At 55.2% G+C, this 26,711-nt stretch carries 22 protein-coding genes, 1 pseudogene and 1 other annotated feature; of the genes and pseudogenes, 14 read left to right on the top strand and 9 right to left on the bottom strand.

The features are described 5' to 3' along the window. Positions 1–60 precede the first annotated feature (60 nt). Positions 61–1,968 carry a CHAT domain-containing protein gene (locus JNX03_RS08735; protein WP_203211988.1) on the top strand — a complete coding sequence of 636 codons (1,908 nt, stop codon included), beginning with the start codon at positions 61–63 and terminating at the stop codon, positions 1,966–1,968. Here JNX03_RS08735 and JNX03_RS08730 read toward each other — a convergent pair. The 3 genes from JNX03_RS08730 to JNX03_RS20710 all read right to left on the bottom strand — a co-directional run bounded on the left by JNX03_RS08730 (position 1,958) and on the right by JNX03_RS20710 (position 6,968). Beyond that, the gene (locus tag JNX03_RS08730; protein ID WP_203211987.1) at positions 1,958–4,198 is read right to left on the bottom strand and encodes a S8 family peptidase; all 2,241 of its coding nucleotides are present in this window, start codon (positions 4,196–4,198) and stop codon (positions 1,958–1,960) included. The genes JNX03_RS08735 and JNX03_RS08730 overlap by 11 nt on opposite strands. A 334-nt stretch (positions 4,199–4,532) precedes the next feature. Beyond that, positions 4,533–5,513, bottom strand: coding sequence for an AAA family ATPase (locus JNX03_RS08725; RefSeq protein WP_203211986.1), 981 nt, complete (start codon positions 5,511–5,513; stop codon positions 4,533–4,535). A 273-nt stretch (positions 5,514–5,786) separates the two neighbouring features. Next, positions 5,787–6,968, bottom strand: coding sequence for a T6SS phospholipase effector Tle1-like catalytic domain-containing protein (locus JNX03_RS20710; protein WP_203211985.1), 1,182 nt, complete (start codon positions 6,966–6,968; stop codon positions 5,787–5,789). Between the two features lie 900 nt (positions 6,969–7,868). Here JNX03_RS20710 and JNX03_RS08715 point away from each other — a divergent pair. The 11 genes and pseudogenes from JNX03_RS08715 to JNX03_RS08660 all read left to right on the top strand — a co-directional run bounded on the left by JNX03_RS08715 (position 7,869) and on the right by JNX03_RS08660 (position 18,277). Beyond that, a pseudogene (locus JNX03_RS08715) lies at positions 7,869–9,293 on the top strand (IS3 family transposase). Then, positions 8,156–8,272: a sequence feature (AL1L pseudoknot), on the top strand. (Overlaps the previous pseudogene by 117 nt.) Before the next feature lie 62 nt (positions 9,294–9,355). Beyond that, entirely contained in the window at positions 9,356–9,775 is a 420-nt protein-coding gene (locus tag JNX03_RS08705; RefSeq protein WP_203211984.1) for a DUF6326 family protein, read from the top strand. 168 nt (positions 9,776–9,943) lie between these two features. Beyond that, complete coding sequence (locus tag JNX03_RS08700; RefSeq protein WP_203211983.1) at positions 9,944–10,762, top strand: fumarylacetoacetate hydrolase family protein; 819 nt, start codon at positions 9,944–9,946, stop codon at positions 10,760–10,762. Further along, a complete protein-coding gene (locus tag JNX03_RS08695) occupies positions 10,759–11,394 on the top strand; it encodes an RraA family protein (protein ID WP_203211982.1) in 636 nt (211 codons plus the stop codon). Before JNX03_RS08700 ends, JNX03_RS08695 begins: the two co-directional genes overlap by 4 nt. Positions 11,395–11,450: 56 nt before the next feature. Then, positions 11,451–12,503 carry a C4-dicarboxylate TRAP transporter substrate-binding protein gene (locus JNX03_RS08690; protein ID WP_203211981.1) on the top strand — a complete coding sequence of 351 codons (1,053 nt, stop codon included), beginning with the start codon at positions 11,451–11,453 and terminating at the stop codon, positions 12,501–12,503. Between the two features lie 4 nt (positions 12,504–12,507). Continuing rightward, the gene (locus JNX03_RS08685) at positions 12,508–13,023 is read left to right on the top strand and encodes a TRAP transporter small permease (protein WP_203211980.1); all 516 of its coding nucleotides are present in this window, start codon (positions 12,508–12,510) and stop codon (positions 13,021–13,023) included. Then, the gene (locus JNX03_RS08680; protein ID WP_203211979.1) at positions 13,020–14,330 is read left to right on the top strand and encodes a TRAP transporter large permease; all 1,311 of its coding nucleotides are present in this window, start codon (positions 13,020–13,022) and stop codon (positions 14,328–14,330) included. The genes JNX03_RS08685 and JNX03_RS08680 overlap by 4 nt, the downstream gene beginning before the upstream one ends. 11 nt (positions 14,331–14,341) lie before the next feature. Next, positions 14,342–15,070, top strand: coding sequence for a class II aldolase/adducin family protein (locus JNX03_RS08675; RefSeq protein ID WP_203211978.1), 729 nt, complete (start codon positions 14,342–14,344; stop codon positions 15,068–15,070). Next, positions 15,067–15,492, top strand: a complete 426-nt coding sequence (locus tag JNX03_RS08670; protein WP_203211977.1) for a (2Fe-2S)-binding protein — start codon at positions 15,067–15,069, stop codon at positions 15,490–15,492. Before JNX03_RS08675 ends, JNX03_RS08670 begins: the two co-directional genes overlap by 4 nt. After that, positions 15,489–17,585 (top strand): xanthine dehydrogenase family protein molybdopterin-binding subunit, encoded by a 2,097-nt coding sequence (locus JNX03_RS08665; RefSeq protein WP_203211976.1) that lies wholly within the window; start codon positions 15,489–15,491, stop codon positions 17,583–17,585. Before JNX03_RS08670 ends, JNX03_RS08665 begins: the two co-directional genes overlap by 4 nt. Further along, complete coding sequence (locus JNX03_RS08660) at positions 17,582–18,277, top strand: GntR family transcriptional regulator (protein ID WP_203211975.1); 696 nt, start codon at positions 17,582–17,584, stop codon at positions 18,275–18,277. The genes JNX03_RS08665 and JNX03_RS08660 overlap by 4 nt, the downstream gene beginning before the upstream one ends. A 321-nt stretch (positions 18,278–18,598) precedes the next feature. On the opposite strand, the gene JNX03_RS08655 is transcribed toward JNX03_RS08660, so the two are convergent. Then, complete coding sequence (locus tag JNX03_RS08655) at positions 18,599–19,186, bottom strand: DUF2199 domain-containing protein (RefSeq protein ID WP_203211974.1); 588 nt, start codon at positions 19,184–19,186, stop codon at positions 18,599–18,601. Positions 19,187–19,375: 189 nt separating this feature from the next. On the opposite strand from JNX03_RS08655, the gene JNX03_RS08650 reads away from it, so the two are divergent. Then, a complete protein-coding gene (locus JNX03_RS08650) occupies positions 19,376–19,951 on the top strand; it encodes a hypothetical protein (protein ID WP_203211973.1) in 576 nt (191 codons plus the stop codon). Between the two features lie 565 nt (positions 19,952–20,516). On the opposite strand, the gene JNX03_RS08645 is transcribed toward JNX03_RS08650, so the two are convergent. Beyond that, complete coding sequence (locus JNX03_RS08645) at positions 20,517–21,509, bottom strand: AraC family transcriptional regulator (RefSeq protein ID WP_203211972.1); 993 nt, start codon at positions 21,507–21,509, stop codon at positions 20,517–20,519. Between the two features lie 137 nt (positions 21,510–21,646). Here JNX03_RS08645 and JNX03_RS08640 point away from each other — a divergent pair, with 137 nt between their 5' ends. Continuing rightward, positions 21,647–22,063, top strand: coding sequence for a DUF4345 domain-containing protein (locus tag JNX03_RS08640; RefSeq protein ID WP_203211971.1), 417 nt, complete (start codon positions 21,647–21,649; stop codon positions 22,061–22,063). A 20-nt stretch (positions 22,064–22,083) separates the two neighbouring features. Here JNX03_RS08640 and JNX03_RS08635 read toward each other — a convergent pair whose 3' ends face one another. The 4 genes from JNX03_RS08635 to JNX03_RS08620 form a co-directional block, all read right to left on the bottom strand. Then, on the bottom strand, positions 22,084–23,061 hold the full coding sequence (locus JNX03_RS08635; protein ID WP_231024274.1) for a LacI family DNA-binding transcriptional regulator: 978 nt from the start codon (positions 23,059–23,061) through the stop codon (positions 22,084–22,086). Positions 23,062–23,125: 64 nt separating this feature from the next. Then, a complete protein-coding gene (locus JNX03_RS08630) occupies positions 23,126–24,091 on the bottom strand; it encodes a DUF4432 family protein (RefSeq protein WP_203211969.1) in 966 nt (321 codons plus the stop codon). Positions 24,092–24,140: 49 nt separating this feature from the next. Next, positions 24,141–25,328, bottom strand: a complete 1,188-nt coding sequence (locus tag JNX03_RS08625) for a Gfo/Idh/MocA family protein (RefSeq protein ID WP_203211968.1) — start codon at positions 25,326–25,328, stop codon at positions 24,141–24,143. Positions 25,329–25,333: 5 nt separating this feature from the next. Then, positions 25,334–26,389, bottom strand: coding sequence for a sugar phosphate isomerase/epimerase family protein (locus JNX03_RS08620; RefSeq protein ID WP_203211967.1), 1,056 nt, complete (start codon positions 26,387–26,389; stop codon positions 25,334–25,336). Positions 26,390–26,711 lie beyond the last annotated feature (322 nt).

Genomic DNA, 26,711 nt, shown 5'->3' with positions numbered 1-26,711 from the left:
ACATGGTAGAGGCCGTTAGGGACATCAAATTGGGGCTGATTAGGCGCACGAGGATAGCAGATGGAGCATGAATGGAGCAACGTTGCAGAACTGTGTGACAAGCTGAGGAGGCAACTTGAAGATCGTCATAGAGGGCTTGTGACGAATCTTATGGTTGATTTGGAGGGCGATACTCTGATCCTGCAAGGCGAAGTAGCGAGCGAAGACTGCAAGGGTGATGCAAAGCGTTTACTTTTGGGCTTTGACAGCGTGCTTAAGGTGCGTAACGAACTCGTCGTTGCCGGTTTTCTTGAGGCCGCAAGCGATGGATATGACGACTATTTTGAGATAATCGAGACACTTCCAGATCAGGCATCGCCAAACTCCGACGAAGTTTTTACAGCCCCTTCACCAGACCATTCGAACTCCAATCAGACTGAACCTCGAAAAAGCCCGGAAACTGTTGAGACCACGCAGGTTCATCCAGAGCAATTAAGCTCAGGCGTAACTAGCTCTCTTGATGCGGTCGAAGTGCTGCGTTGTCCCAAGATCGAAACGCGAGGCGAGCTGTCTCCAGGAAAAGAAGTTCGCATTGAGATCGATCTGAAGGCGGACTTGTGTTTAGATACGCCAGCTATGTCCCTAGGAAGTTTTACACCTGATTGGGAAGCGATTCCAATTCGGGTTCAGCTTTTTGCGCCTTGGGCCACTCAAGTAATTGCTGAAAGTGACACAGTCACGATCTTGGCCAATGGAACGTCGAGGCCTGCCAGCTTTAGGTTGGTTGTATCGAACGAATTTGTCATTGGAACCACTGCGCAGTTGCAAGTATCTTTCCAGCACGGAACGCGAGTTTGCGGACACATGAGTCATGATTTGACGTCCCATGCAGGCCAGGCAACTAGAAAGCCTGACAACGACGACAAGATTGCACCGATGATAGCAATTGCTGCAGAAGCGAGCGGTCCAAGTCTCTCCATTAAAATCATCTGCAACAACGATGGATCACAAACTTGGATGTGGACAGCATTGGTCCCAGGAAGAATTCGGGAATCAAGCGGCCAGATCAATTTGGCCAACGGGGGGGAAGAGTTCGCCAGCAGTCTACTTGAGACATGTCCGGATATGGATTCTGCTGGTTTTAGACGTGCAATGGCGGGCGTTGGACAACTCCTGTGGGAAACGACACCTGAGCACTTCCGGGCCGCGTACACTGAACTGCGCACAGAGCTTGGGGGCAATTTTCCGATCCAGTTTATCAGCGATGACCCCCACATTCCTTGGGAAATGATGAAGCCCGACCTGGAAGGTGTCGACCATCTATTCCTTGAGCACCCGGTTGCGCGCTGGCCACTGAACAACGCAAAGCCTCGTAGGCACCAGTTTCCCGGTGGCGCACTGCTCTCATTCGTACCAAACTATACTGCGGGGGATAGCCCGCTGCCATCCGCCAAGGCCGAAGGCGAGTGGCTGTGCGCCAACCTCGGTGCTGTGGCCTGCAAGGCGACTAGCGCAAACTTCTTAAATGTACTGGACGGCAAATACGGGGCTCCAGTCGGAATCCTACATTTTGCAGGTCACGGCTCGTTTGAAACTGGGATTTTCAATTGTGGCATCGAAATGGAGGACCGTCCGATAAGAATATTGGATGTCAACCAGGGGACCGTGGTGCTGGGCTCCCATGATGCGACCCTTGTTGTACTTAATGCATGTGAAACCTCTGCAGGATCACGTCTCTTGGGAATGAATGCTGGCTGGGGCGCTACAATTGCGGCCCGTGATTTTGGAGGACTAGTCGCCCCTTTGTGGGAGGTGCAGGACGATGTGGCCCTTGCAATTGTTCAAGAAGTACTTCCGTCACTGGTTAAGGAAAACTGCAACCTCGGAGAGGCCTTGTTAAAAGCGCGTAGGTTGCAGTCCGATATATCAATCTCCGCATTCGCATATTTGGCACACGGTGACGTGATGGCAAAATTTCCTAGGTCCTGACTACACTAGGAACATCAACTAGAAGATTTGCCGGAATTAGTGAGCGAACTTCGGCAACAAGATCATTTGCTGTCTGCGGTGTTCTTATCGACACAATAAGACTGTATCTGACTGGGACATCAGCCACTTCTAACCCACCATTTGCCCACCATCCACGCATCGGCGTAACAGTTATCATCTGACGATCAACAAGCTGATAGGCCGGTCCACGCCAGATGTCGTGATGGAGCGTTCCACGCGGACGATTTTCACGGCCAAGAACCCAACCTTCATCCGAGGCTTGAGGATCGTGCGATATGATTGCCTTGTTTACACGCTTCCGGGTGCGCTCCTCACTTTCGCCAAACCGTTGGAAGTCGAACTTCAGGCCGTGAGAGGGATAATATTGCTGACGATCCAAACCTGCACTGTGTAGATCGGGCTGTATGAAGTAGGATAGCGTACAACGCAGTTCGATCTCAGTTGCAGCGAGGGCCCTGAGGGCAGCATCCGGCCAGGGAAGCCGAACCGATTTCATTTCCTTCAAAGTAACGCTTTTTCCTTCCTCCTTTTTGTAAGGTCGGAGCTCGTCTTCAGAAATGAGTGTGAGCGCATTCTCAGCGCTCCAGAATAGGCGTTCTTCGTTCGGAACGCCCCAACCAAAGCAGTCAAGCAAAGAAAGAGTTGCTTGCTGCTCAGATTCACCAGCGTCGATGAGAGTCTGCCAGTGTGCCCACATAGTGGGGGTCCATTCGGCCGAGTGTACGATCAACCCTCTTACCGTTTCTGGTCGCATTGCAGGATATCTCGCCATCACCCTACCTGCCAAACGGGCTGCTGCCGCACAAGCGGCGCTGGTGTCACCTGTAAGAGTAATGGGTTGGCGCACTGGGTCATTAGACGTTGTTGCGATCATGTCAGGGCCGTGTGGGCGGGAGGTCGTGCCGCTAGGGTCGATCCCATGGTTTCCGCCTTCCATTAAAATGTCCGGCTTGTGTCGTCTTATTTCCCAAGGTTTTGCAGTCCGAGACCTTGGGGACAGCCCCCCCGCAATGGCGAGGGGAGACGGTCCGGAAGATTTATTGGTTAGAGCTCCCACTGCAAGCACATTAAGTGCCTGCGCGGGCGACTGAATGCCGTGTTCGCCATTTAGAGTGGCGTAAAATTGTGTTTGATACGGTTCTGTTATGGTAGCTTCCACGTTTCCTACAGCAACGCAGAAGAGACGCATCTGTGTGCCTCTGTCAAACGCAAGGGCGTCTAGTGTGCTTGACGTAGATGTTGGCCTGCCATCTTCTGGTTCTCCAACGGTAGTTGCCGCAAGGCAGTAGACTCTCGGATGTGCTGCCCGCGTCTCTGCCTCTGTTATTCCGCGCAAGATTGCATCTCGCGCTGGTATCCGAACCGAACTTTTTGGGTCGAATACAACTATGGATTCCAAGCCCGTCTCCAGCGTTACCGGCCCGGCTATAGAAGCGACCTCGCCCAAGTCTCCATATAGTGCGATCCCAGCCATTTTGGACCCGTGGCCATCGCTATCAAACCGGTTCCATGCCGTTGCCACCGTTTGGCAGCGTTCTGCTGGCAGGGACGATGATAGTAAGGGGTGGGACCAGTTGACGCCTGTATCGAGGAGGCTGATCCAAGGCGCAGACGCTGGCGCAGGAATCACTCGTTGGGCTATCTGTTGTATCTGCTGAAGCCGCTCTGGTGGAGGAAGGAGCGCGTGCTCCGCAATAAAGTTGGATGCGCCTCGCAACTCGACCACTGCTGCACTCTGTTCGATAAGTCTCTCGAGGGATGCTTTCGTTGCAAGGCCATTATATACGGTTATATCAGTAAATTCTGTTGGATGGCCTGTCAGCTTGATTCCTAGCCGAACCACTGCAGTATCGAAATAAGCGCGTTGCGGAGAACGCACCCAAATTTCCCATTCAACAGCGCCCTTCTCGCGTGGGAAGTTCTCTTGTGGATCGGTCCATAAGTCTTCGAGCTTTGCGACCCTAAAGGATGAGGCACTTTCGAAAAGCCAGAAGTTTCTAGGGCGGTTACCATTACCTAGTTCGTTGCCGTTTCCTTCGTCAAATACGTTCAATGTTGCGGAAGCGGAATCTTCATCAACCCAATCATGGTACTTTGAGAGAGAACTATCCAAGCTTTTAATGGCGTTTTCCGTTAAAAAATAAATAGCTCGATCACGCCCACGCTGCCCTCTTGTATCAGCTGAGCGTTGCACATTAAGCAATTTCATTCCACGACTATTAGCGCGACGTGAATCGCCTACTTCAAGTTGCTGACCTTCTCGGGAAGAGACCGCAACGGTTACACCGCATTTATCGGCAGGGATGCCAAGATCTTTTTGCTCGCGGCGTATTTCGCGAACGTGGTTTCCCAGAGTGGCAAGATCCCCTCTCAATTGTTGTGTGTGTAAAGATCGATCATCAACCTTTCGAGGCCTAAGAGTGCTGCCCCCGCCGTACGGTTCGAAATCTTTAGAAGCCTCTCCCAGTCCCCGGAGAATCGTGTGCCTATAACGCGTCATATTTAATCATCGACAATCTAATTTTGTGAGTGCTTGCTATACACTAGAGTTTTAAATGAATTCGCTCACCGATGGCGCGCAAAAGGATAGCGTTCGTAAGAATGCCCTTTGATTCAAGAACTGCATCACGAGCCGCATCGTCTGCAGCCGCGACGATTTCAGCTTGGCTTAGACCCTCAGCGGCCGCTGAAATCTTGTTCCATTCAACTTCGGCGAGATCGAACTGAGGGAGATGCTGAGTGAGAATCCTGCGTACATGATCTGGAGGCGGCAACGCATATTGAACAGTCGCCTCGAAGCGCCGAAAAATCGCCCGATCAAGCAATTCATGGTGGTTTGTAGCTGCTAGAATGAGACTGCCCGAGGAATCCTCGTCAAGAAACTGGAGAAACGAGTTTAACATGCGGCGAGCTTCACCGATGTCATTCTCAGCACCTCGTCGAGTAGCGAGCGCATCTACCTCGTCAAAGAAGTAGACGCCCCGAGCTTGTTGCATCGCATCGAAAACGATCCGAAGCTTGGCTGCTGTTTCCCCCATGTACTTCGTAATCACTCCGTCAAGCAGCACAGTGAACAAGGGTAAGCCGAGTTCTCCGGCGATGGCCGCAGCCGTCAGTGTTTTGCCAGTCCCAGGCGGCCCTGACAGCAAGATCTTTCGCCGCGGCTGGAGGCCCATGTCCGCTAGTATTTGCCGTTCCCGATGTTCGCGAACAATTCGGCGAAGCCTAGTTTCGACGTCGTCAGCGAGGACTACATCGGAGAGCCGAGTGTCCGGATATGACGCGCGAACCAGTGATGTGAGTTCGCCACGAGGAGCTGCGATAAGAGTTGGACGAGAAGAAGCACGGCGCTCACTGGTTTCCGCGCGTAATTCTCCGACTAACTTAGCGATCTCGTCTGCCATTCGATGGTGACCGGCCTTACGTGAATCGCTGACAATGTGATCTGCGACGGCGAAGAAGCGTTCTTCGTCACCTGATGCATGGCTGCGTATCATTGCTATGAGTTGTTTGCTGTTCGCCATGCCTAACCCCTAATTATTATTAAACAACTTATCGCCTTGGAGCTTCGTTGAACACCCGTCGTTCGGCAATTTTTAACATGTAGAACCCACAAAGCCACCGCTTCTACCCTAAACCCAAGTAAAAGATATCCTTAGCTGCCCATTTTTATCTGCTGCGCAGTGCGGCTACACACAGAAACGGTCTACTTGTTACATGAGACATTGGACTAATTCCGCCCGATCTTCAAACGCTTCGTGAAAAATGTAATGCGCCTCGCGACTATCAAAATAGCTTTAAACTACCACGTGGTTCTTTGGAATGTTCGATCTTTGAACCGCGTTCGGTCCAGCACTGTGTGCAAAGACCGATGAATGGATATTAGCGCCCGCTGGGACACATCGCTCTTCGAACCAAGGTATATAAAAGCCCGCCACACTCTTTCTTGTGGTTGGAATATGACGATGTTGAAGCCGAGGGATACCCTCAAGAACGGACCATCCCTTGGTCATCGAATTGTTCATCGGGGCCTGAGTGCATGGTTCGACATAATCCCCACCATTCTTACCAAGCACAATGGTGTTTACGGTGCGTGTCTTAAGCTCCAAGTCCGAGGAACGTGCCTCGTTAATCATCCAATCCAAAGGAATCTTAGCAATGGAGCTTTTAGGTTCCGGATACCCACCGCCGACATCGCCATGTGATCCAACGAACCACACCTCTTTGACATCTTGCTCCACCTCTAGTCTTAGACTGAAACGCTGTGGGCGGTGTACTTTGCCTGCGGGCCATAGCTGAGGTTGAAACATAGTTCTGCGCTCATCCAATGCAACAGCATGTCGGACGCACCTGACGCTAGGATTTGCACTTGTGAACGCGTGGGACCTCAGCCTTGGACCAAGTCTCCCACTTTCAATCACTGAGCCAACTGTGTCGAATAGACCTAGAAAGTGAATCTTGGGTCGGGTTGGGCGAAGAATGCGTTCAAAAAGGCGAACTTCAGCAAACGCACGGTCACTACTCTCGCGGTCTGTGTTTTCACCTATACTTTTGTATGCACGATATGCGTAGTTTAGGAGATTGAGGTTATCGGGATGAAGCAACCCGACAGCATGAATAAAGCCTGCAAGGACCCTTGCGGTGTATGCGCCCCGGCTAAAGCCGAAAATGAAAATTCGATCCGAATCCGGGCCATCAACTTCAGCTGGTCGGTGTTGATATTTGTGAACGAGATATCGATAGGCCTCTTTTACATTGGCGTCCAACCCCCAGCCCGTTGCTAGCCCCCAAATTTCGACGCCTTTTCTGCAATAGTATGAAGCTGAATTTTCAGCGCCGAACGTGCCCACTCCAGGATCATAAAAAACGGATTGTTCAGGAGATTTCTTGAGGCATCCAAAAAGTCTCAAAATGTTGGTCCTGTCTTCGGAAACTTCATTCGAGGTCCCGTCGCACAATATTACAATATTCTTAGGCAAATGTTTGATCCGTCCAGCAGTTCTTCCTGAACAGGGGTAATATGGAATAGATGACTAAGGAACACATTTTTCAATGTGACTTGCTATCAACATCAACTTCACTCTCGGCACGAGTACTGAAGCCGCGAGATGCACGGGATTTAGCCCTTCCTGTTGCGCGGCCTTAACGTGGATCGGCCCAATCAGATCAGGGCATCACTAAATTCTGCGCGTTTCTCTCGAAAAAACGGAATGGTGGCCCGTCTGGGAAAATGGGTATCTGAGTTTAGGAACATTTCATTCAAGCGTTTTTCAGGAAGGCGCGCGTGGTCTTTAGGAGCGGAAAATCGATTTAAAGCAATTCTCTGCGGGGGGTTCTTTTGGGGGTATATCCGAAGTAATGGGAGAGATAAATGAAATTAAAACAGCTACTTAGGTCTTGAAGGCGATTCCGCCCCCGGGCACCATAAATTTTAGTAAAAATGTTTGAATTCAACGGGTTGCGTAAATTACACCGTGTCTTCTTCCGCTATTTTCCAGCGTTTCGCATGGTCTAGGCTGGGTGTTGGGGGTTGGTGAGCAAAAAAGTCGATCCTCCTTTTGCACCAATTTCCTTCGTCAAGAAATTTACGGTTTCAGCATCGCTTAGCTTGCAGACGATGTTCTTGTTGGGAAAACCTCCGCAAATTAGCAAAGACCTTTCCTGCACCGCAGCAAACGCGCCAAACCTAATCAGAAAGGCACTCGCGCGCAGTTCAGATCTCTACTTTCCGCACTAGCAGCACGTTATTTTTTTACAGAAGGGCGGATAGCAGTCATTCGCTGCGTTAGGGTCAGGACTTCGGTAACGGTGCCGTCCGAGTCAAGGGGTTCTGAACCGCCCCTTGTTTGCCGGAGACCCAGAAGTAAGGATACTGGGTTATGGAAAAGAACAAATGTGGAAACAGATATTCACCGGAAGTGCGGGAGCGTGCTGTGCGGATGGTGTTCGAGCATCAGGGTGAATTTGACAGCCAATCTGCTGCGATCAGATCAATTGCGCCCAAGATTGGTTGTGGCCCTGATACGCTCAGGGCCTGGGTTCGGCGGGCTGAGACTGAGAGCGGTCGACGCGATGGTGTGACGACCGCCGAGCGGGAACGGATCAAGGCACTTGAGCGTGAGAACCGGCAGCTTCGGCAGACCAATGAAATCCTGAAGGAAGCTTCAGCGTATTTTGCGCAGGCGGAGCTCGACCGGCCATTTCGGAAATGATTGCGTTTATCAAAGAGCATCGAGGCGTCTGTGGGGTCGAGCCGATCTGTCGCGTTTTGCAGATTGCCCCTTCCATTGCCCGGCAGTGCATTTGCAAAGCAAATGTCACGAGAGGGGACGTTCTATGCGCATCTGGCGATCGAGCGTGATCCAGACCTTGCATCGGATCGCGCCGAACGGGACGCACAATTACGACCTGCAATGAAGCAGCTCTGGGAAGACAATCGATCTGTTTACGGTGCACGTAAGTTGTGGCGTGCCATGCTCCGTGAGGGCCATGATCTGGCACGCTGCACGGTCGAACGGCTCATGCGTGATATTGGGATTGAAGGTGTCAGGCGCGGCAAGAAGATCAAAACGACTTGGTCTGACAAAGCCCTGCCGTGTCCAATGGATCGTGTGAACAGACAGTTCCGTGCAACGATGCCCAACCAACTCTGGGTATCAGACTTCACCTATGTCTCGACCTGGCAAGGCTTTGTCTATGTGGCATTTGTCATCGACACCTTCGCAAACAAGATCGTCGGGTGGCGTGCATAAAGGTCACAGCAAACCCAGTTTGTCTTGGATGCTTTGGAGCAGGCACTTTATGAGCGACGGCCCAGTGACAGCCTGATCCATCACAGCGATCGCGGCAGCCAATATGTGTCGATCAAATACACCGAACGGTTGGCGGATGCTGGGCTGGAACCCAGCGTGGGCACGGTCGGTGACTCGTATGACACTGCATTGGCCGAGACGATGATTGGTCTCTTCAAAGCGGAGGTCATCCACAGACTGGGACCATGGAAATCCGCTGACGCGGTCGAGTGGGAAACCCTCAAATGGGTCGACTGGTTTAACAACCGCCGCTTGCTCGAACCCATCGGATACATCACGCCAGCCGAAGCTGAGGAGGCATTCTACGCAATCGGCCAAGGGGCCTCAACGCAGACCGCGCTCTTTCTGGTCACGATGGGCCTCTTTGACATTGAGCCGCTGGGGTTTTCCCGTGACGTACTGATGGTCGGGGCGTGGGCCATCAAACTTGCGATTGCAGAATTCCTGATCCGCCGCGCCTTTGCGGTGCGCGCATCCGGTGCAGTGATCTGAACCCGGTCGTGCTCCCGGCCCGATACCGGCAAAATCCAGAAACAAAGAAAGAAGACACCTAAATGAGACGGCTCGATCCCCATATTCTTCTGTCGGCCCTATGGCTGTTCATATTGCTCAACATCATCTTTCGCGACATTCACCAGTTTGTCCTCGCGTCCCATATCGAGATGCTGTTGACAGGCCATTACAACGGCATTGAGATCACTGAAGGGCTGATGCTTTTGGGCGGTTTCCTCGTCCAAGTGCCGATTGCGATGGTGCTCTTTTCGCTCCTGCTAACCCGCAGGATTGGTCGCCCTGTCACCTTTCTTGCAGCGATCGTCACAACCGGTACGCTCCTTTCCTCGGCCCCCACCGACATGGATGACACCTTCCACCTCGTCATCGAGATTGTGGCTCTAATCGCAATTCTCTGGACCGCATGGACGTGGCCCGAGCACGAACACACCGCGCCGCTTTCCGCCGCAAGTTCTCCGTAAAAACTCGCGTCCCAAAGCCGACTTTCCATCTTGTGCATTGGGGCGCGCCGTCTCGTGGCGTGGATCCGGCCCATTTCGATTGGATAGCAGGGGAGAGTTCCGAGTACAAAATTTTGGTGTTGCAGAATCGTACACGATTTGCTTATCGTGCACTAAATGGAGGATTTGATGGGTATTTTGAGATATCAAAACCAGGCGGGTGCCGCCTATGCTCTCGTAGAGGGTGACACTGCGACAAAGCTGGACGCAGCAACGCTGGTCGATGCGCTTGCATTGGATTGCGCCAAAGGTGAAACCGTGGATCTCAAAACCTTGCACCCGCTTCCGGCACTTGATCCAGGCGGCAAAATTCTTTGCGTGGCGCTGAACTATGTCGATCATGCCAAAGAGGCAGAGCAACCGATTCCTGAAACGCCACTGCTGTTCTTCAAAGCGCCAGAATGCATGATCGGCGCTGACGATCCAATTGATCCTCCGTCGATGATCAAACAGCTCGACTATGAAGGCGAGATGGCCATCATCATTGGTAAGGGCGGGCGCGATATCTCCAAGGCAGATGCGCTTGATCATATTGCGGGCGTGACACCCTTCAACGATGTCTCGGCGCGAGACATTTTCAAGGTAAAAGCGGGCGATACCGTCCACCTTGACTGGTTTTCAGCCAAGTCGATTGACCGGTCCACTCCAATAGGCCCAGAAGTTGTGCCGATGACACAAATGCGTGATGCCATTGAGGCAGGCACGGTGCGCGTCGTGACCAAGGTGAACGGTGACGTTCGTCAGGATGCACCGATCTCGGATATGATATTCGACATTCCGACCTTGATCGCCTTCATCTCTAGCCGCGTGACCCTGAGTCCCGGCGACGTGATCGCCACTGGAACGCCACCGGGCGTCGGTGCGGGCACAGGGCAATACATCTCCTCCGGCGATGTCGTGCGGATCGAGATTACTGGTCTGCCGGTGCTGGAGAATACGGTCGCATGACAAGAGCCAACCGTCTTACAGAACTCGGGGCCGCGACTTTGTTTGAAGCCGCAGGTAAGAAAGGTGCTCTGCCGCCGCGCCTACGGCCTGTAACTGGCGGTGCATTTGCAGGTCCAGCACGCACCGCGCGGGTGCCAGCGGGCGAAAACCTGACCTTGCATCACATGGTCCCGACGCTGCGCTCTGGCGAAGTACTGGTTGTTGATGGAGGGGGTCACCTTGAAACAGCCTTATGGGGTGATGTGATGGCCGCTGCCGCGCTGACGCAAGGCTGTGCGGGTTTGGTGGTTGACGGGGCTATTCGCGATGCCACACAGATTCAGGCCATGGGCCTATCAGTGCATGCGGCCGGTCTGGCTGTGCCCGGACCAGCCAAAGACAAGCTGGGAGAGACCGACGTTTCTCTTGTGCTTGGCGCTGCATGCGTATCACCCGGCGACTGGATTATTGCGGATGCAGACGGGGTCGTCTGCGTGGCCCAAGCCGATCTCGATGCCGTGATCGCAGCCGCCGAGGCCCGTGCCACATCCGAAGCAGCCCTCATAGACGATCTGCGGAGCAAACGAACAACGACGCTCACCGCGCTGGGACTGCGGGAGGCAGTGTCTGCAGAGTCAACCAAGGTGCTGTGATGTGCAGCAGTGCAAACCAAAGAAGCGCCACGGTAAGTGGCAAAGGGAGGAACATCATGAAACATTTGACAGGTGCTATGGCTATTGCCATGGCAACAGCCACACCGATGGCTGCCGAGACAATCGACGTGACGATCGTGGCAGGCCATCCACCGATCTTTATTTGGGTCAAGAACCTAACGGAAGCTTTCATCCCAGCCGTGGATGCCGCACTTGAAGGGACCGGTCATTCCATCGACTGGAATGAGGCCTACGGCGGGTCGCTTGCCAAACCGGGCGGTGAAAGCGATGCGGTCGCTGCCGGTCTTGCGCAGGTGGCCTACAATCCGACTCTCTTCAATCCGTCACTCTACCCACTGCAAAACGTCGCTTACGTAGCGCCATTTGGCACGGACGATCCCCGGCTTGCAGCTCAGATCGTGACGGAAATTCAGGCGAAGACACCCGCTATGATGCAGGCCTGGGCTGATCAAGATCAGGTCTTTCTGGGTGGCGGGTTTGCCATCGACAGCTACCACCTGTTTGTGACGGAACCGGTAAACAGTGTTGCGGATATGGAAGGGCGACGTATTTGCGCGCCTGGACCAACGGCCAACTGGATCCAGGGAACGGGGGCTGCGCCAGTGTCGTCAAGCCTCGGCGAATATTACAATTCGATCCAGACAGGGGTCTGTGATGGAGCAGTTGTTTTTGCCACCGCCGCGGCGCCTGCAGGTATCGCAGAGGTCGCGCCCTATATGATCCGTGTCAACTTTGGTGCGCCATTCGCGGCCGGGCTTTCCGCGAATGCGGACTTCTACGAGGATCTTCCCGAGGAAGTGCGTGCCGCATTACATGCCGGTGCGGACGCCTTCGCCGAGGCTATGTTCTCTGACCAAGAAGACCTGATCGCGGGCGCCTATGACAAAATTTCCGCTGACGGCGGTCAGATCATTGATCCCTCCGAAGAGGTGCGCCAAGAATGGGCCGCCGCTTTGCCAGCCATTCCAAGAGACTGGGCGGCGCGACAGGATGCTGCCGGACTGCCGGGCACCGAAGTGCTGAGCGCTTACATGGATGCCTTACGCGCTGCGGGTGAGACGCCATTGCGCGACTGGGACAAAGAATAGCGTCTTGGTACAGACCAAAACAATCCATCCTGTTGATCGCGTGCTCGCCATCGTGGCGTCCGCGTTCGCCGGGCTTGGCGCGCTCGCGACGCTTGCCTTGCTCGTCGTCGTCAACCTCGATGTGGGGATGCGTTCGTTTCTCAATCGACCGCTTCCTGCCATACCCGAGCTCGTCGCCTTGTCGATTACAGGCATTGTCTTTTTGCAGGCACCCTCCGCTCTTCTGGCGGGGCGTTTCATCAAATCGGACGCGCTGGCAAAGCTGATCCTGGCGCAGCGTCCACGATTGCACCCTTGGTTTGCTGGAATGTTCGGTCTGGCGGGTGCCGCGTTGTTTGGATGCATCGCCTATGCGTCCTGGCCGATCCTGACCAAGGCATGGTCGCGCGGCGACTATGTCGGCACCTTGGGTGTCATCACCTTTCCGACTTGGCCAATCAGCCTCATTGTTGTTCTTGGTTCACTGACCTGTGCAGCGATCTATCTACGCAGCATCACCTGGAAAGAGAGCCAGCCATGAGCATCGAAGCTACAGTCGGTCTATTGTCGGTTGTGGGAATGGTGGGCCTGATCTGGCTGGGCCTGCATGTCGCAGTGGCGCTTGCACTCACGTCCTTTCTTGCGGTCTGGGCACTGCGCGGTGATCCGGAACTTGCAGCGCGGCTGATCGGGCTGGCGGCCAAGGACTCCATCTCGTCATATGTGTTTGGGGTGATCCCGCTTTTTGTTCTGATGGGGCTGCTGGTTGAACGGGCGGGGGTTGGGCGTGACGCCTACGATGTTGCCGAGACCGCGTTTCGGCGCATCAAGGGTGGGCTTGGTATTGCGACAGTCGGCGCGAATGCGATCTTCGCGGCAATCACCGGTGTCTCGATTGCATCCGCTGCGGTCTTCACCAAGGTGGCCGTCCCCCAGATGATCGACCGCGGCTATGCACCACGCTTCGCCGTCGGGGTCGTTGCCGGATCATCCGTGCTGGGTATGCTGATCCCTCCGTCCCTTCTCCTCATTATTTACGGTGTTCTGGTCGAGGTCTCGATCGGCAATCTTTTCATTGCGGGCGTTATTCCCGGCCTGATGCTCGCAGTCCTCTATGCAATTGGTATTCTGGGTGCTGCACATTTTGCGCCAAAAACGCTTGGCGCACCACGTGTGTTGGACGGCCCGCCAATGCCTCTGCAAACCGTTGCAGCCAAACTCGCGCCGGTGGTCATTCTGATCGGTGCGGTTTTCGGGGGACTTTACGGAGGGCTTTTCACCCCGACAGAGGCCGGTGCCGTCGGCGCACTCGGTGCGCTGGTCATCGCACTTGTCCGCCGCGCATTAAGCTTTCAGACATTCTGGGAGGTCCTCCGCGAGACCGGATACATCACCGCTGCCATCTGCATACTCTTCGTGGCGGCAACGATGTATTCACGGATGCTGGCGCTGTCAGGGTTTCCAGATGCACTGGGCGACTGGCTGCGCGCCTCTGAATTGGGCTTCGTCGGGATCGTTGTCGCCTATGTCGCGCTGATCCTCGTTATGGGATCCATCCTGGATTCGACGTCGATCATGTTGATCTGCGTGCCGCTTTTTGCGCCAATCGTCGCGGGTATGGGCGGCGATCTGGTTTGGTTCGGCATCGTGACTATCATCGCGGTCGAAATCGGTTTGCTGACCCCGCCGTTGGGCATCTCGGCCTTTGTGGTCAAGGCCAACCTTGACGACGACCGGATCACCTTGCGTGATGTCTTCATGGGGGCGGCCCCATTCGCCGCGATCATGGCGATTGCCCTCGCACTGGTGATAGCATTTCCCGCACTATCGCTTATTCTTGTTCGCTGAAGGATTTCAAAATGCCTGACAATCAACGTGACGCCACCCAAGAGCTGAAAAACGAACTCGCCCTGGGATATCGTGCCATGGCCTTCAACGGTTTGGGCCTTGGCCTGCTTGCGCATCTGACGGCGCGGTTGCCTGGATCGGACACGTACTGGACGTATCAGATCGGCCAATCTGTCGAGGAAGTCACAGTGTCAGATCTGGCCGAATGCACGATGGACACAAAACCTTTGATTGAAGGCAAACGGATCAACCCGTCGATCCTGTGCCACGGGGATGTCTACAAGGCGCGGCCCGATGTGACCTGCATCCTGCATCATCATTCCAAAGCATCCATTGCGATGGGGGCTATTGGCGCCAATGTGCAGCCCTATGATCGCAACTCGGGCCGTTGGCATGACGAGATTGCAATTGTCGAGGATTTCGATGCACCCGAGATTCACAATCAGGGAGGATCAATGGTCGACGCGCTTGGCAGCGGCAAGGCACTTATCCTCAAACACCACGGCGTTCTTGTCACGGGCCGCAGTGTGCGCGATGCCGTTGTTGCTGCCGCAGAACTGGACCGTGTTATGGAGGTTCAGTTAATGGCGATGGCCGCAGGCAAGATCGACCTCATGCCGCAGGAAGAGATCGACGACTGCAAAAAGTTTCTCGCTTCGGATATGTTCGCGGATGGCACCTGGAACTGGTATCTGCGCAGCATGGAGCGGTCCGGCCTGTCGGATGGCGCGCTGACATGACGGCACTGACGGTCAACGGTATGGCGGTCGAAACCACCTTTGACGGCCCGCTCTTGCATCTGCTGCGCGGTGAGTTGGATCTCTTCGCGGCCAAGCTGGGATGCGGTGAGGGGAATTGCGGAGCGTGTACGGTGATCGTGAACGGGCAAGCCGTGCAATCCTGCCAGACACCGCTGTGGGACCTGGAAGGGGCGGAGGTGCGTACCGTTGAAGGGTTGCGTGCAGATGATCCTGTCATCGCAGCTTTCATGGAGGAGAACGCGGCGCAATGCGGCTTTTGCATCCCCGGCATTTTGATGACGGTGACGGCCTTGCGGGATCAGGGGAAAGGCGGCGATCTGCTTCAGACGCTTGACGAGCGCCACATCTGTCGTTGCGGGGCGCATATGCGCATCCTGCGTGCGGCGCGGACGGTTTTATGACCGCGCCGTCCACAAGCCTCAAGGCCGCACCGCTCATTTCGCATTGGGTGGGTTTTGAAAGCGGTCGCGTGCAGATCCGTTCAGGAAAGGTCGAGATCGGGCAGGGCATCGGCCACGCGCTGATGCGCATCGCGGCCGAAGAACTGGAAGTGCCGATGGAGATCATCGACCTGGTGCAAGGCCGCACGGCGGAAACGCCCAACGAACTGTGGTCGTCAGCATCGATTTCTGTCGAGGTTGGTGGGCTTGCGGTGCGCCAGGCATGCACACATGCGCGTGCACTGGCGCTGGCCGAGGGTGCCCGGCTGCAAAATGTCCATCCGGAGGACGCTGGCGTCGCCGATTGCGGGCGTGGGACTGCCGACATGGCGGCCCTTTACGATGCCGTCGCACCCAGTCTTGATCTTGACGTGCCGGTCGATCCGGCGCTGTCCCCCAAGCCCCGATCCGATTACAGCGTTCTGCCCGAGAAAACGGTACCCCATGATTTGCGGGATAGATTGACCGGCAAGCCAGGTGCCTTCCTGCAGGACTTCACATTGCCCGGGATGCTTCACGCGCGTGTCCTGCATCCGCCCTGCACGGCTGGTGTGCTGTTGCAGTGCGATGAGACGGCTTTGGCGGCCCTTCCATGCGTCCGTCATGTCGTGCGGGATGAGTCCTTTGTCGCCTTGGTCGCCGAGACAGAGCATGACGCAATCCGCGCGGCCCAGGCGGCCAGCGCGCATGTCAGCTGGGACACGCCGGATCTGCCCGAAGGCGCGGACCTGCCCGCGCTGCTCAAGGATCTGCCGGCAGAGCGGCGGCGCATCCTAACAAGGGGTGACGCGGTCACCTCCGTTGATGTTGAACTCTGCGTCACCCGGCCTTTTCTGGCTCATGCCTCTGTCGGACTTTCGACAGCGGTGGCCCGGCCCGATGACAAAGGCATGACCGTCTGGACGCAGTCGCAAGGGGTCTATCCGACCCGTGATGAAATTGCCCGTACGTTGGGCATTGCATCCGAAGACCTGCGCCTGATCCATGTTCCGGGGGCGGGATGTTATGGCCACAACGGGGCCGATGATGTGGCCCTTGATGCGGCGCTTTGTGCCCGTGCTGTCGGCGCACCAGTGCGCGTGTCATGGACGCGCACGCAGGAAATGACGTCTGCGCCGCTCGGCTCAGGCATGATGGTCGATGTCGGCGCCAGCCTTGCGCAGGGGCGCATCACGGGCTGGACGCATAAGGTGCGCTCGCTCACGCATCTCACACGGCCCGGCTGGGGCGACGGCATCAATCTGCTGTCGGCATGGCGACTAGGCGATCCACATGCGGCCTCAGACATTGAGGATCCCGGCCAAGTGCCTTTTGGCGGCGGGGGAGACCGGAATGCGATTCCGCTTTATGCGGTGCCGAATATCCAGGTCACGTATGATATGATCAAGGCGCAACCGGTGCGGACCTCCGCGCTGCGGTCGCTGGGGGCGCATGCCAATGTCTTTGCCATCGAAAGCCTGATGGATGAATGTGCGCTATCGGTGGGGGCTGATCCGGTTGCTTTCCGCCTTGCGCACTTGGAAGACCCACGTGCGCGCGCGGTCCTGCGCTGCGCAGCAGATATGGCAAGTTGGGACGATCGCAGCAGCGGGGGCGACGGTATCGGTTGGGGCATCGGACTGGGCCGCTACAAAAACAAGGCAGCCTATTTCGCCGTGGCGCTTCGGCTGGAAGCTGACGCGGCCCTTCATGTTACGAACGTCCATTGCGCGGTTGATTGCGGTTTGCCTGTTGATCCCGACGGGGTACGCAACCAGATTGAGGGAGGTATCATTCAGGCTTTGTCCTGGACTTTGAAAGAAGAGACGGTACTGCGACCTGATGGATTGTCGGCACGGGGCTGGGATACCTATTCCATCATCAACTGGGACGAGCTACCAAGCAAGCTGGAGGTCAAGATCATGGATGCCGAAAACAACCCGGCCCTTGGGGTAGGTGAATGCACGATGGGCCCTGTTGCGGGTGCTGTTGGGAATGCCATTCGCAACGCGCTCGGGGTTCGCTTGACTGCAATGCCGCTGACCCCCCAAAAACTGCTGGAGGCCTTGGCATGACCGCGTTTCCTGTTCTTGGCGACCCGTTCAATTCACCCGGCGTGCGCGAAACGACCGCAACCGCAGTCTATCGCCGCATGAAGGTTGATCTGATGACCGGCGCGCTTAAACCCGGCGCACGGCTAAATGTGTCCGCCCTGGCCAACCGTTACGAGACCTCGAACAATCCGGTGCGGGAGGCGCTGAACCGGCTGACTGCGGAGCGTCTGATCGTACAGCGCGACCAGAAAGGCTTTGCTGCACCCTTGATGACGGTCGAAGACCTGCGAGATCTGGCCGACACCCGCATAGCTCTCGAAACGATTGCGCTGCGCCGCGCCATGGAACGCGGCGATGAAAGCTGGCGGCGTGATTGCAAGGTGGCGTTTCACGTGTTGTCCGAAACACATTATGCTGACGCTCAAGGACTCCCCGATCTTGAATGGGAAGCGGCGCATCGCAGCTTTCATCTCAAGTTGATTGAGCCATGCGGCTCTCCACGCCTACTTAACTTCTGCGATGACCTGATGTACCAAGCCGCCCGCGCGCGGTTCCTCGCGGTCACGTCTACACCCGATGGCCGCCTGCGAGAAACAGAGCACAGCGCGCTTCTGGAGGCCGTGATCGGAGGTGACCAAGGCGCAGCCATTGATCGGCTGTCGGCGCATTACCGTACTACGATTGAACTTGTTGAAAAACGCCTCGATGTGTAGCGGCCAATCGGAAAACGTCTTCGTAAAGCCCAAAGAAAATGTGCCGACTCATAGAACCGGATCCAAATCCTACGCGACACTGCACGGGCGGGACGCTGAACTGGCAGTAATAGGTGCGCACCAGATCCAACCCGTCTGATGAGTATTGACTATTGAAACAGGCTTTGTCCCTGGCACGGCGAATGCCTGTAAAGTCCGCGACTTGATCCTTGCCGCCAAAATTTTTGCTGCGCGACGACTGAATGGCAGGTATCTCCGCCGTCGCGCAGTGTCACGAATCGAGCAGATACGGCGATTCTCGTGCTACGCGCGCTCGCAGCATTATTTGAAGACTTCTGCTCTGGGCTCTCTACCGCCGTTCGCTTGATTTGCAATTTTGGTTGCTTGTTTCCAACTGATACCCTTCCTTTGATCAACTGCAAGCTGATGTGCATTTTTCCACAAGATTACTTTTGGTCTCTGGCCTTTTGAGCCCCAATAAACTTCACCCTCAAGATGGGTAAGTGGTTCGCCAATCTGAGTGTTATTGTAAAATGGCAAGTTCACAGGCAGCCATCCGAAGCTCTGTTCATCCGACTGATCAGTTTCAAAGGTTTCTGTGTATTTTTCGAAATTCTCTTCCGACTGGGTTATCCACACACCCCATGTAAAAGGCTCGGATGCCCCTATAATCGGGATTTCCAGAATGACCCTGATGCAATAAATCGGGTCTTCACTCGTGTCATTATCGCTTGGGACTATCTTGCAAAGGTCATCGCAATATTGAATCCGATTACTTCTCTCTGTTTCTGGAACATCAAAGTAATATGGGGGGTACTTCACGGAGAAGGATGGCGATCCCTCATGATGTTTTCCACATTCATTGCATTTATACTTGAAACTCCTTTTCCGGAGTAAACGTTCAAACATGTCTGATCCCTTCGATCCACTATGAAGAAAGCAGATATTATGAGGACTTTCAATCTGGTCCACTTCGGGCTCATACCCGACATGTGACAGTTTCGGTCGGCATTGCCAACTTGTAGGGTGGGGCACGACACAAAGAAGGCCGAATGGCGGCTGTGCGGGACAAAGCCGACTTCTACCAGTAGAAAAAGAATGACCGCTTTGATATGCATTGTTCTAGTCAAGGACACTCAGGAGATATCTAATCGTGCATTAAAGTGGGCAACGACAACAAAGAAAGCCTTCTCTTCTATGGGACACGAAAAGAAACCACTTTATCGAAAAGTTAACACTCGAACCTATGGTGTGCGCCATGGTGATGGAGGAAAAGCGAAATGGGAACGCGGCACAAAAAAGGCTGACCGCGACCAATCGATGCTTGGAACAATGCACAAGAAACATCGGCATGGCTTAGACTATACACCGTTGTTTAAGTTCTTATTGTCCAAGGTCGGCCAGAACTGGGATGAGGTTCATAGCGAGGCCGTGAGCAGGCTGGACAACGACGAACCAATTTCTTGGTTGGTGTCAGAAACCAAAGAAGAAGGTCGGCCTTTCGTTCGGACTGGAGAAAGTTCCTACTTTAGCGGTCTTTATGTGGATGACGACAATCGCTTAGCTTTGGTTGACCCCGATCTGACTGCCAATTCCATGAAGCCATTCTGCTCATGCTGCACCCACACTTTGAATGGGCAAAGGCTCACACAAGGCTTCTCGCCCTCAAAGTAGTCAACAGGCGAAAATCAGTTCCTGAGGAAAGCCGCCATTCGTGCACAACGCAGCTATTTGAACTTTGGGCTCGTTGCAGACGTTCGCTACAGGGAGCCTAGATGACTTCTTTGGGCCGACAGCCCATCTTGCCGAGAAGAACCCCAGCCGCCTTCCGCGGCGGTCTACACATCATCGACGTCACGTTGAATGGCAAGGACATTGGTCGATTGCCGTCGGTTGGAGCGCCTGTCTGCTACAAATATTTGATATTCGTTCACACGAGGGAACGTGACCAGGTTTCAAAACAAGTTTTCGTACTCGCACCAGAGGCAAATGCGGAGTTGGGGGTACCGAATGGGGTACAAGGAGTTTTATACGTATATATTTCTGTTTAAAATCTGATACTTGCTATTCTTTTTAAACCCCGCCCCCGGCACCACTTAAATGAGATTCCTCCATTTGCAGTTCACTGGCTGCTGCGGCAATTGGTTTGTGAGGCTGGCTATAAAGCCCTGCTTGCAAATCATCGAGGTAATCGGCTTGCTGCCCTGAAAAAAGGCCGGTCCTGATCTTCATATGCTCTTTACTGTGCGGGACTGGCTTCCTTTTTGTGTCGAATTTGGCCCGGGGATACGCCAAAAACCCGTTTGAACGCGCGGCTGAACGCGGGTTCTGACGTGTAGCCCAGGCTGTCGGCGATTGTGGCCAGAGGCAGCCCCGTTTCCAACAGCTTCTGACGCGCCAGTTGCATGCGCCAAACTGTGAGGTATTGCATGGCTGACTGCCCTACGAGGGCCGTGAAACGCGCGGAAAAGGCAGAGCGGGACATGCCGGCGGTCTTGGCCAAGGTTTCGACCGTCCATCCCTCAGCAGGGGTGCGATGCATGGCCATGATGGCCTGGCCGATCTGGGCGTCGCGCAGGGCTTGCAACCAGCCGGTGTTGGCCTCCGGCGCGGTGTTGATCCAGTTTCTGATCGCTTCGATAACCACCACATCGGCCAGCCGGGTGATCACTGTTTCGCCGCCGGGGCGCAACTGCCGTGCTTCGTTTGAAATGAACTGCAGTGTGCTTTGCAGCCATGTGCCTGCGTATCCTTGCCAAGTGTCAATTTTGAGAACATCTGGCAACATGGCCATCAGCCGTTGGCCTGCCGCATGGTCAAACCGGACAATTCCATACATGGCGCGGGTCACGTCGCCGCCGCCGCCATAATGCAAGGTCTCATAGGCATCGGTGATCTTGCGTACGGGGAGACTGGCAAGATCTTCGGTTTTGGCATCTGGACCGCTGCGCAAGATGTGCGGGGCGCCTGAGGTCAGAAGGACCAGATTACCCTGGCCGATCAACAGTGGTTTTCTGTCCCCGATCTCCAACCAACACTGGCCTTCTGTGACAACTATGAAGGCCAGAACACCGTCCACTTTTGGCACATTAAACCCCCAAGGGGCGGACAAGTCCGTCTGGCAGTAGAATGTGCCGGATAACTTGAGAAGATGAAGCACTTCGCCCAAGGGATCGCCAATCGGCTGGGCCACGGCAGCGGGGTCAGGGATATGTGTATCGGCAGGAGACATGGGTTGGTTTGATATCGAATAGATGGTCTCACGTCCAGTTATTCAGGACGAACAGATATAAAACTTGGACATACTATCATTGTTCATGCGGATCTCGGCGTTACCTTTGGATCATCAATTGAAACAAGGAAGATGACATGAATACCTCAATGATGACCAAGATCTTGCTGGCCTTCTCCGGGTTGATCGCTGTGGGGGTGGGAATTGGCGTTCTGTTTTTGCCGCATGCGTTTCACGCTTCGGCGGGGATCAGTGTGGGCGACGACGTGAATCTGCTCAATGAACTCAGATCGCCGGGCGCGATGATCCTTTTGGCTGGTGCCGTTATTCTGGTTGGCGCATTCCGGTCGCGACTTACGGTGGTGGCGTTGATCCTTTCCACAGCCGTGTATCTGTCGTTTGGGCTGTCTCGGATTGTGAGTGTGGTGGCGGACGGCATTCCAAACGCGGCGATGTTGCAGATTCTAGGGTTGGAGCTGTTTATAGGAGGGATGAGCGCGTTATTGCTTTATGCGGTAAGAGGGCAGAACCTGCGCGTTTTGCAACAGGCCTGAATGCCCGTCGCTCGCCGAAATCAGCGTCGTAGGATAATGTCGTAAGGCAGGATCGCATTCTCAACGGTTTGCCCGTTGACCAAACGCTTCATCCGTTCGACTGCCTCCTCGGCGTAGCGGACATGGGGCACACTCACCGTGTTCAACCATGGGGCAAGCCAGTGGTTCAGGGGGTTGTCATCAAAGCCGTAGATCGCCGTATCCTGCGGCACGTTCAGGCCCAATTCGCGGCACCGCCGGTAGGCGCCATAGGCGATTTGGTCGTTGCCGCAGACGATGGCGGAGTAGGGGGTCTTGGCGGTGTTCATGAGGTGAACGGCGCAGGCATAACCGCTTTCCATCGACAGTTCGGCCTCGATCATGTTCTCGGGCAGAATGGCGCGGCCTTCTCGTTCGAACTCACTGCGGAACCCGTCCAGACGGGCGCGGCTGGTATTGGATGTCTGGGGGCCGTGAATGAGGGCAATCGGGCCATCGTTTTCACGCATGATTGCCTTGGCCAATTCGCTGGCTGCGGACCGGTCGTCAATGCCGATAAACGGCAGGTCGGGCAAATCGTCAATTTGCCGGTTGATCAGGATCACCGGTGTATGTTCGGCCAGTTCCTTGAGATTTGGACTATCGACCGCGCAAAGCATAAAGACACCAGCCACCTGCCGCGAACGGATCTCTTCGAGGCAGCGATCTTGCAGTTGGACGTTTTCGTTCGAGTTGAACAACAGCATTGCCGCACCTTCATCGTTCAGGCGGCGCTCGATTTCCCAGGCCACGGCAGAAAAGAAGTTGTTCTGGATGCTGGAAATGATCATGGCAAAGGTGTTGTTGGAATGTCCGCGCAGCGCCTTGCCGATCCAGTTGGGGCGATAGTTCAGCTCTGCAATGGCTTTTTCGACCTTTTGGCGCGTCGCCTCCGAGACATTGCCGGTTCCCTCGTTCATGGCCCGGCTGACACTTGCAATGGAAACCCCTGCGGCCTGCGCGACGTCCTTGATTGACACCTTGGGGGCCTTGGATTTCATAAAGGTATAACTCTCACATAAAGGCAGGCACGGGCCGCAAATTTCATGGCCCGCTTACAGACACGGTCAGATAGTAGTCTCTCTGCGCTCCGGCAACCAGATGTGATTGTTTCTTGTCGTTCAAATCGGTCTGTGGCTCCAGGCCGAGGGCGAAGGTGCCGGATTGAAATGCCTGCCAAAGCGCAGTCACGGGCAGGGTGTCGGGATCAAATTGGATAGACAACGTGCAACCCGCGCCGTTGGTCAGGCCGATATGGCCGTCCTGAGGTGCGGCGCAGGCTTGCACGACTTCGACATGATCCTCCGATGGCTCAGCGCCACTTGCATCAAGCTGATCGCGCAGAGGCCAGCAATCGCCGGTCAGGCTGCTTTGTGCATTCAGGAACGGATAGCCCGCGTTGAAGTGATAGAGGATGCCGTGCCGGACCGGGCGAAACCCGCGATTGGTGACATGGTCCGCAATAGTGATCTCGGCGGCGGAAAGGGAAAACCGGTAGGTGCGCAGCAGTTCGAGGTTTTCGCCAAAAACACTGGCCTGTTGGATGCGTAGTTTGATGCAGATTACGCCGTTGTCCCAATCGATCTGCTTTTCGAGAACCTCCGCCTTTTGCGCGGCAATGCGTCCGTGTAACGGATGCACGTTGTTGTCTCTGAGCGGATACAAAAAATCGTCCGCAGGGGTTTCTGTCGGCACTCCGTGATGATCGAGCCCGCATGTCACCATAAAGCCATCAAAGCCGCGCAGAAACCCAAGGCCATGTTCGGCTTCGCTGTCTGGCCAAGGGCAGGGGGCGAGGGTGTTGGAATGCCAGCCGATTTCGGCCCCCTTGTAAGATAGGCGCAGCAGATCGCCCCCCCGATCCAGCGCGATATCGGCGCAAAGCCCGCTTGGCGTGCGCACCTCGATCAGTCGGCCGCTGGCACCGGGGCCATCTGTGATAGTGACCTGCCGGATGTCAGCGAGACCCCGTCCCATTGCCGTGCGGCGAAAAATTTCGGTCGGGGTCAAGCTGCGCTCCTTTGTTGCGGTTGAGGTCTGCGGGGTGGCATGAGGCGGCTCAGCCTGCCTTTGCCACCTTCTGCCAGACCGCGCCTGCATTGGATGATTGCACACATGCCTCGATGAACGCGAGGCCCGTGGCGCCGTCGCGCACGGTTGGTAAGTCAGTGGCAAACGGGTCCGGGTCACGCCCTTCCTTTGCAGCCCAGATAATCTCGGCGGCGTTGGAGTAGATGTTCCCGAAGCCTTCGATATAGCCCTCAGGATGGCGTGGCGGCATTCGGGTGCCTGCGTTGGCCACATCCATTGCGCCGGGACCGCCGCGAGTGATGGTGCGTGTCGGCTCTCCGAAGGGGGTGTAATAGAGGTTGTCATTATCCTCGCCGACCCATTCAAGCCCGCCCTTGGTGCCATAGATGCCGATGCTCAGACGGTTGTAATTCCCCGGTGCAACCTGACTGGTCCAAAGCGTTCCGGTCGCGCCACCCTTGTAGCGCAGCAGGACGTTGGCATTGTCATCAAGCTGGCGACCCGGAACATAGCTGCGCAGATCGGCACAGACCTCTTCCAGCTCAAGCCCAGAGATGAAGGCCGCAAGATTAAACGCATGCACGCCAATATCACCGATGGACCCACCGACGCCCGCCAGCTTGGGATCGGTCCGCCATGCAGCCTGTTTCTGCCCTTCAGCGTCCAGCGCCGTGGTCAGCCAATCCTGCACATACGACGTGCGAATGACTTGAATCTCGCCCAATGTGCCATCAGCCACCATCGCGCGGGCCTGCCGCACCAAGGGATAGCCGGTGTTGTTCTGGGTCAGCACAAACTGCACGCCGCTGGCGTCCGCGATGCGCACCAGTTCTTGGGATTCCGCAAAGGTGACGGTCATGGGTTTGTCACAGATGACGTTGATACCTGCCTCGAGGAATGCTTTGGAGACCTCAAAATGCAGGTGGTTCGGCGTCACGATGGAGACCGCGTCAATGCCGTCCTCGCGGTTGCTTTCGGCTTTGACCATGTCCTGCCAGCTTGTGTAGGCGCGATCCGGGTCCAGCCCCAGATCCGCACCGGAGGCCTTGGCATTGTCCGGGTCCGCCGACAGCGCCCCTGCAACAATGTCCCATTTGTCGTCCAGACGGGCGGCCATGCGATGCACCGCGCCGATAAACGCGCCGCGACCACCGCCGACCATGCCAAGCCGCAATTTTCTTGCGGCTTGTTCTGTTCCAAAGGATTCGATTGCCATGTCGCTTACTCCAGGCCCAGGATCGCGCGGGCACCTGAGACATCGCCTTTGCCACCGGCAAAATCGTCAAAGGTTTTGTCTGTGACCCGGCGAATCTGATCGCGGATAAACTGGGCCCCTTTGGGGGCGGCATCCTCGGGGTGTTCAATGCAGTCTTCCCATTCGTAGACGGCCCAACCCTTGAAATCATATTCCGTCAGCTTGGAGAAAATCGCGCCAAAATCCGTCTGCCCGTCACCCAGGCTGCGGTCCCGCGCGGCGCGTTTCAGCCATGGCTGGTATCCGGACAGGAAGCCTTGCTTGCCCGTTGGGTTGAATTCGCTGTCCTTGACGTGGAACATCTTGATCCGCTCATGGTAGAAATCGATGAATTGCACGTAGTCCAAGCCCTGTTTCACAAAATGGCTTGCGTCGTAGTTGATGTGGCAACGGTTGTGGTTGTTCACTCGCTCAAGGAACATCTCAAAGGTCACACCATCATAGAGATCTTCGGTTGGATGCAGCTCAAAGCACAGATCCACGCCGTTCTCTTCGTAGACGTCCAGAACCGGCAGCCAGATGCGGGCCAATTCGTCAAAGGCTTCGTTGATCAGGGCTTCATCCCGCTGCGGGAACGGGTACCAGAAAGGCCAGGCCAAAGCGCCGCTGAAGGTCGCATGTTCGGTCAGTCCGAGATTCTTTGATGCGCGGGCGCAATCCTTGAGCTGTTCAATCGCCCAGGCTTGCCGCGCATTGCGGTTGCCGCGCACTTCGGGGGGGCAGAGGCCATCCATCCATGTGTCATAGGCGGGGTGAACGGCGCAAAGTTGTCCTTGAATGTGGCTTGCCGTGTCACAGATCACAACGCCGTTTTCCTTGGCGATACCGTTTAGTTCATCGGCGTAGGTCTTTGATTCGGCGGCTTTTTTCAGATCGATAAAGCGGGTGTCCCACATCGGCAATTGAACGGCTTCAAAGCCGCATTCTTTGACCCATCCGCAAATCGCGTCGAGGCTGTTGAACGGCGCGTCGTCGCCGGCGAACTGGCCCAAAAACAGGCCCGGTCCCTTGATGGTTTCCATTGTGGTCTCTCCCTTTGTGTTGATTCGACTATGTCAAACTGGCGTACATAGCTCAAGTAAACGTTTCCAGTTTGATCCTTGAAAAGTCGAAGTGCATTGTCAAGAAATTTCGAAATTTTGCGTGAGGAATCGGATCGAAAATCGCCAAATTTTTCAATTAATAGTTATTTATCGTTTATAAATAAAGGTTTATATGATGTAGATTTGAGGGTCAAAACTTCGGCGAGATTCAGGATTGACTAATGTAAACGTTTCCTCTTCCCTAAGGGAACGAGATGAAACGCGGCCGATCAAGAAGGGCGGAGAGCGTGTCTCAGGGAGG

The sequence above is a fragment of the Sulfitobacter mediterraneus genome, assembly GCF_016801775.1.
GTDB lineage: Bacteria > Pseudomonadota > Alphaproteobacteria > Rhodobacterales > Rhodobacteraceae > Sulfitobacter > Sulfitobacter mediterraneus_A.
Note: the sequence above shows the minus strand (reverse complement) of the source record. Positions and strands in the feature narration are given on the sequence as shown.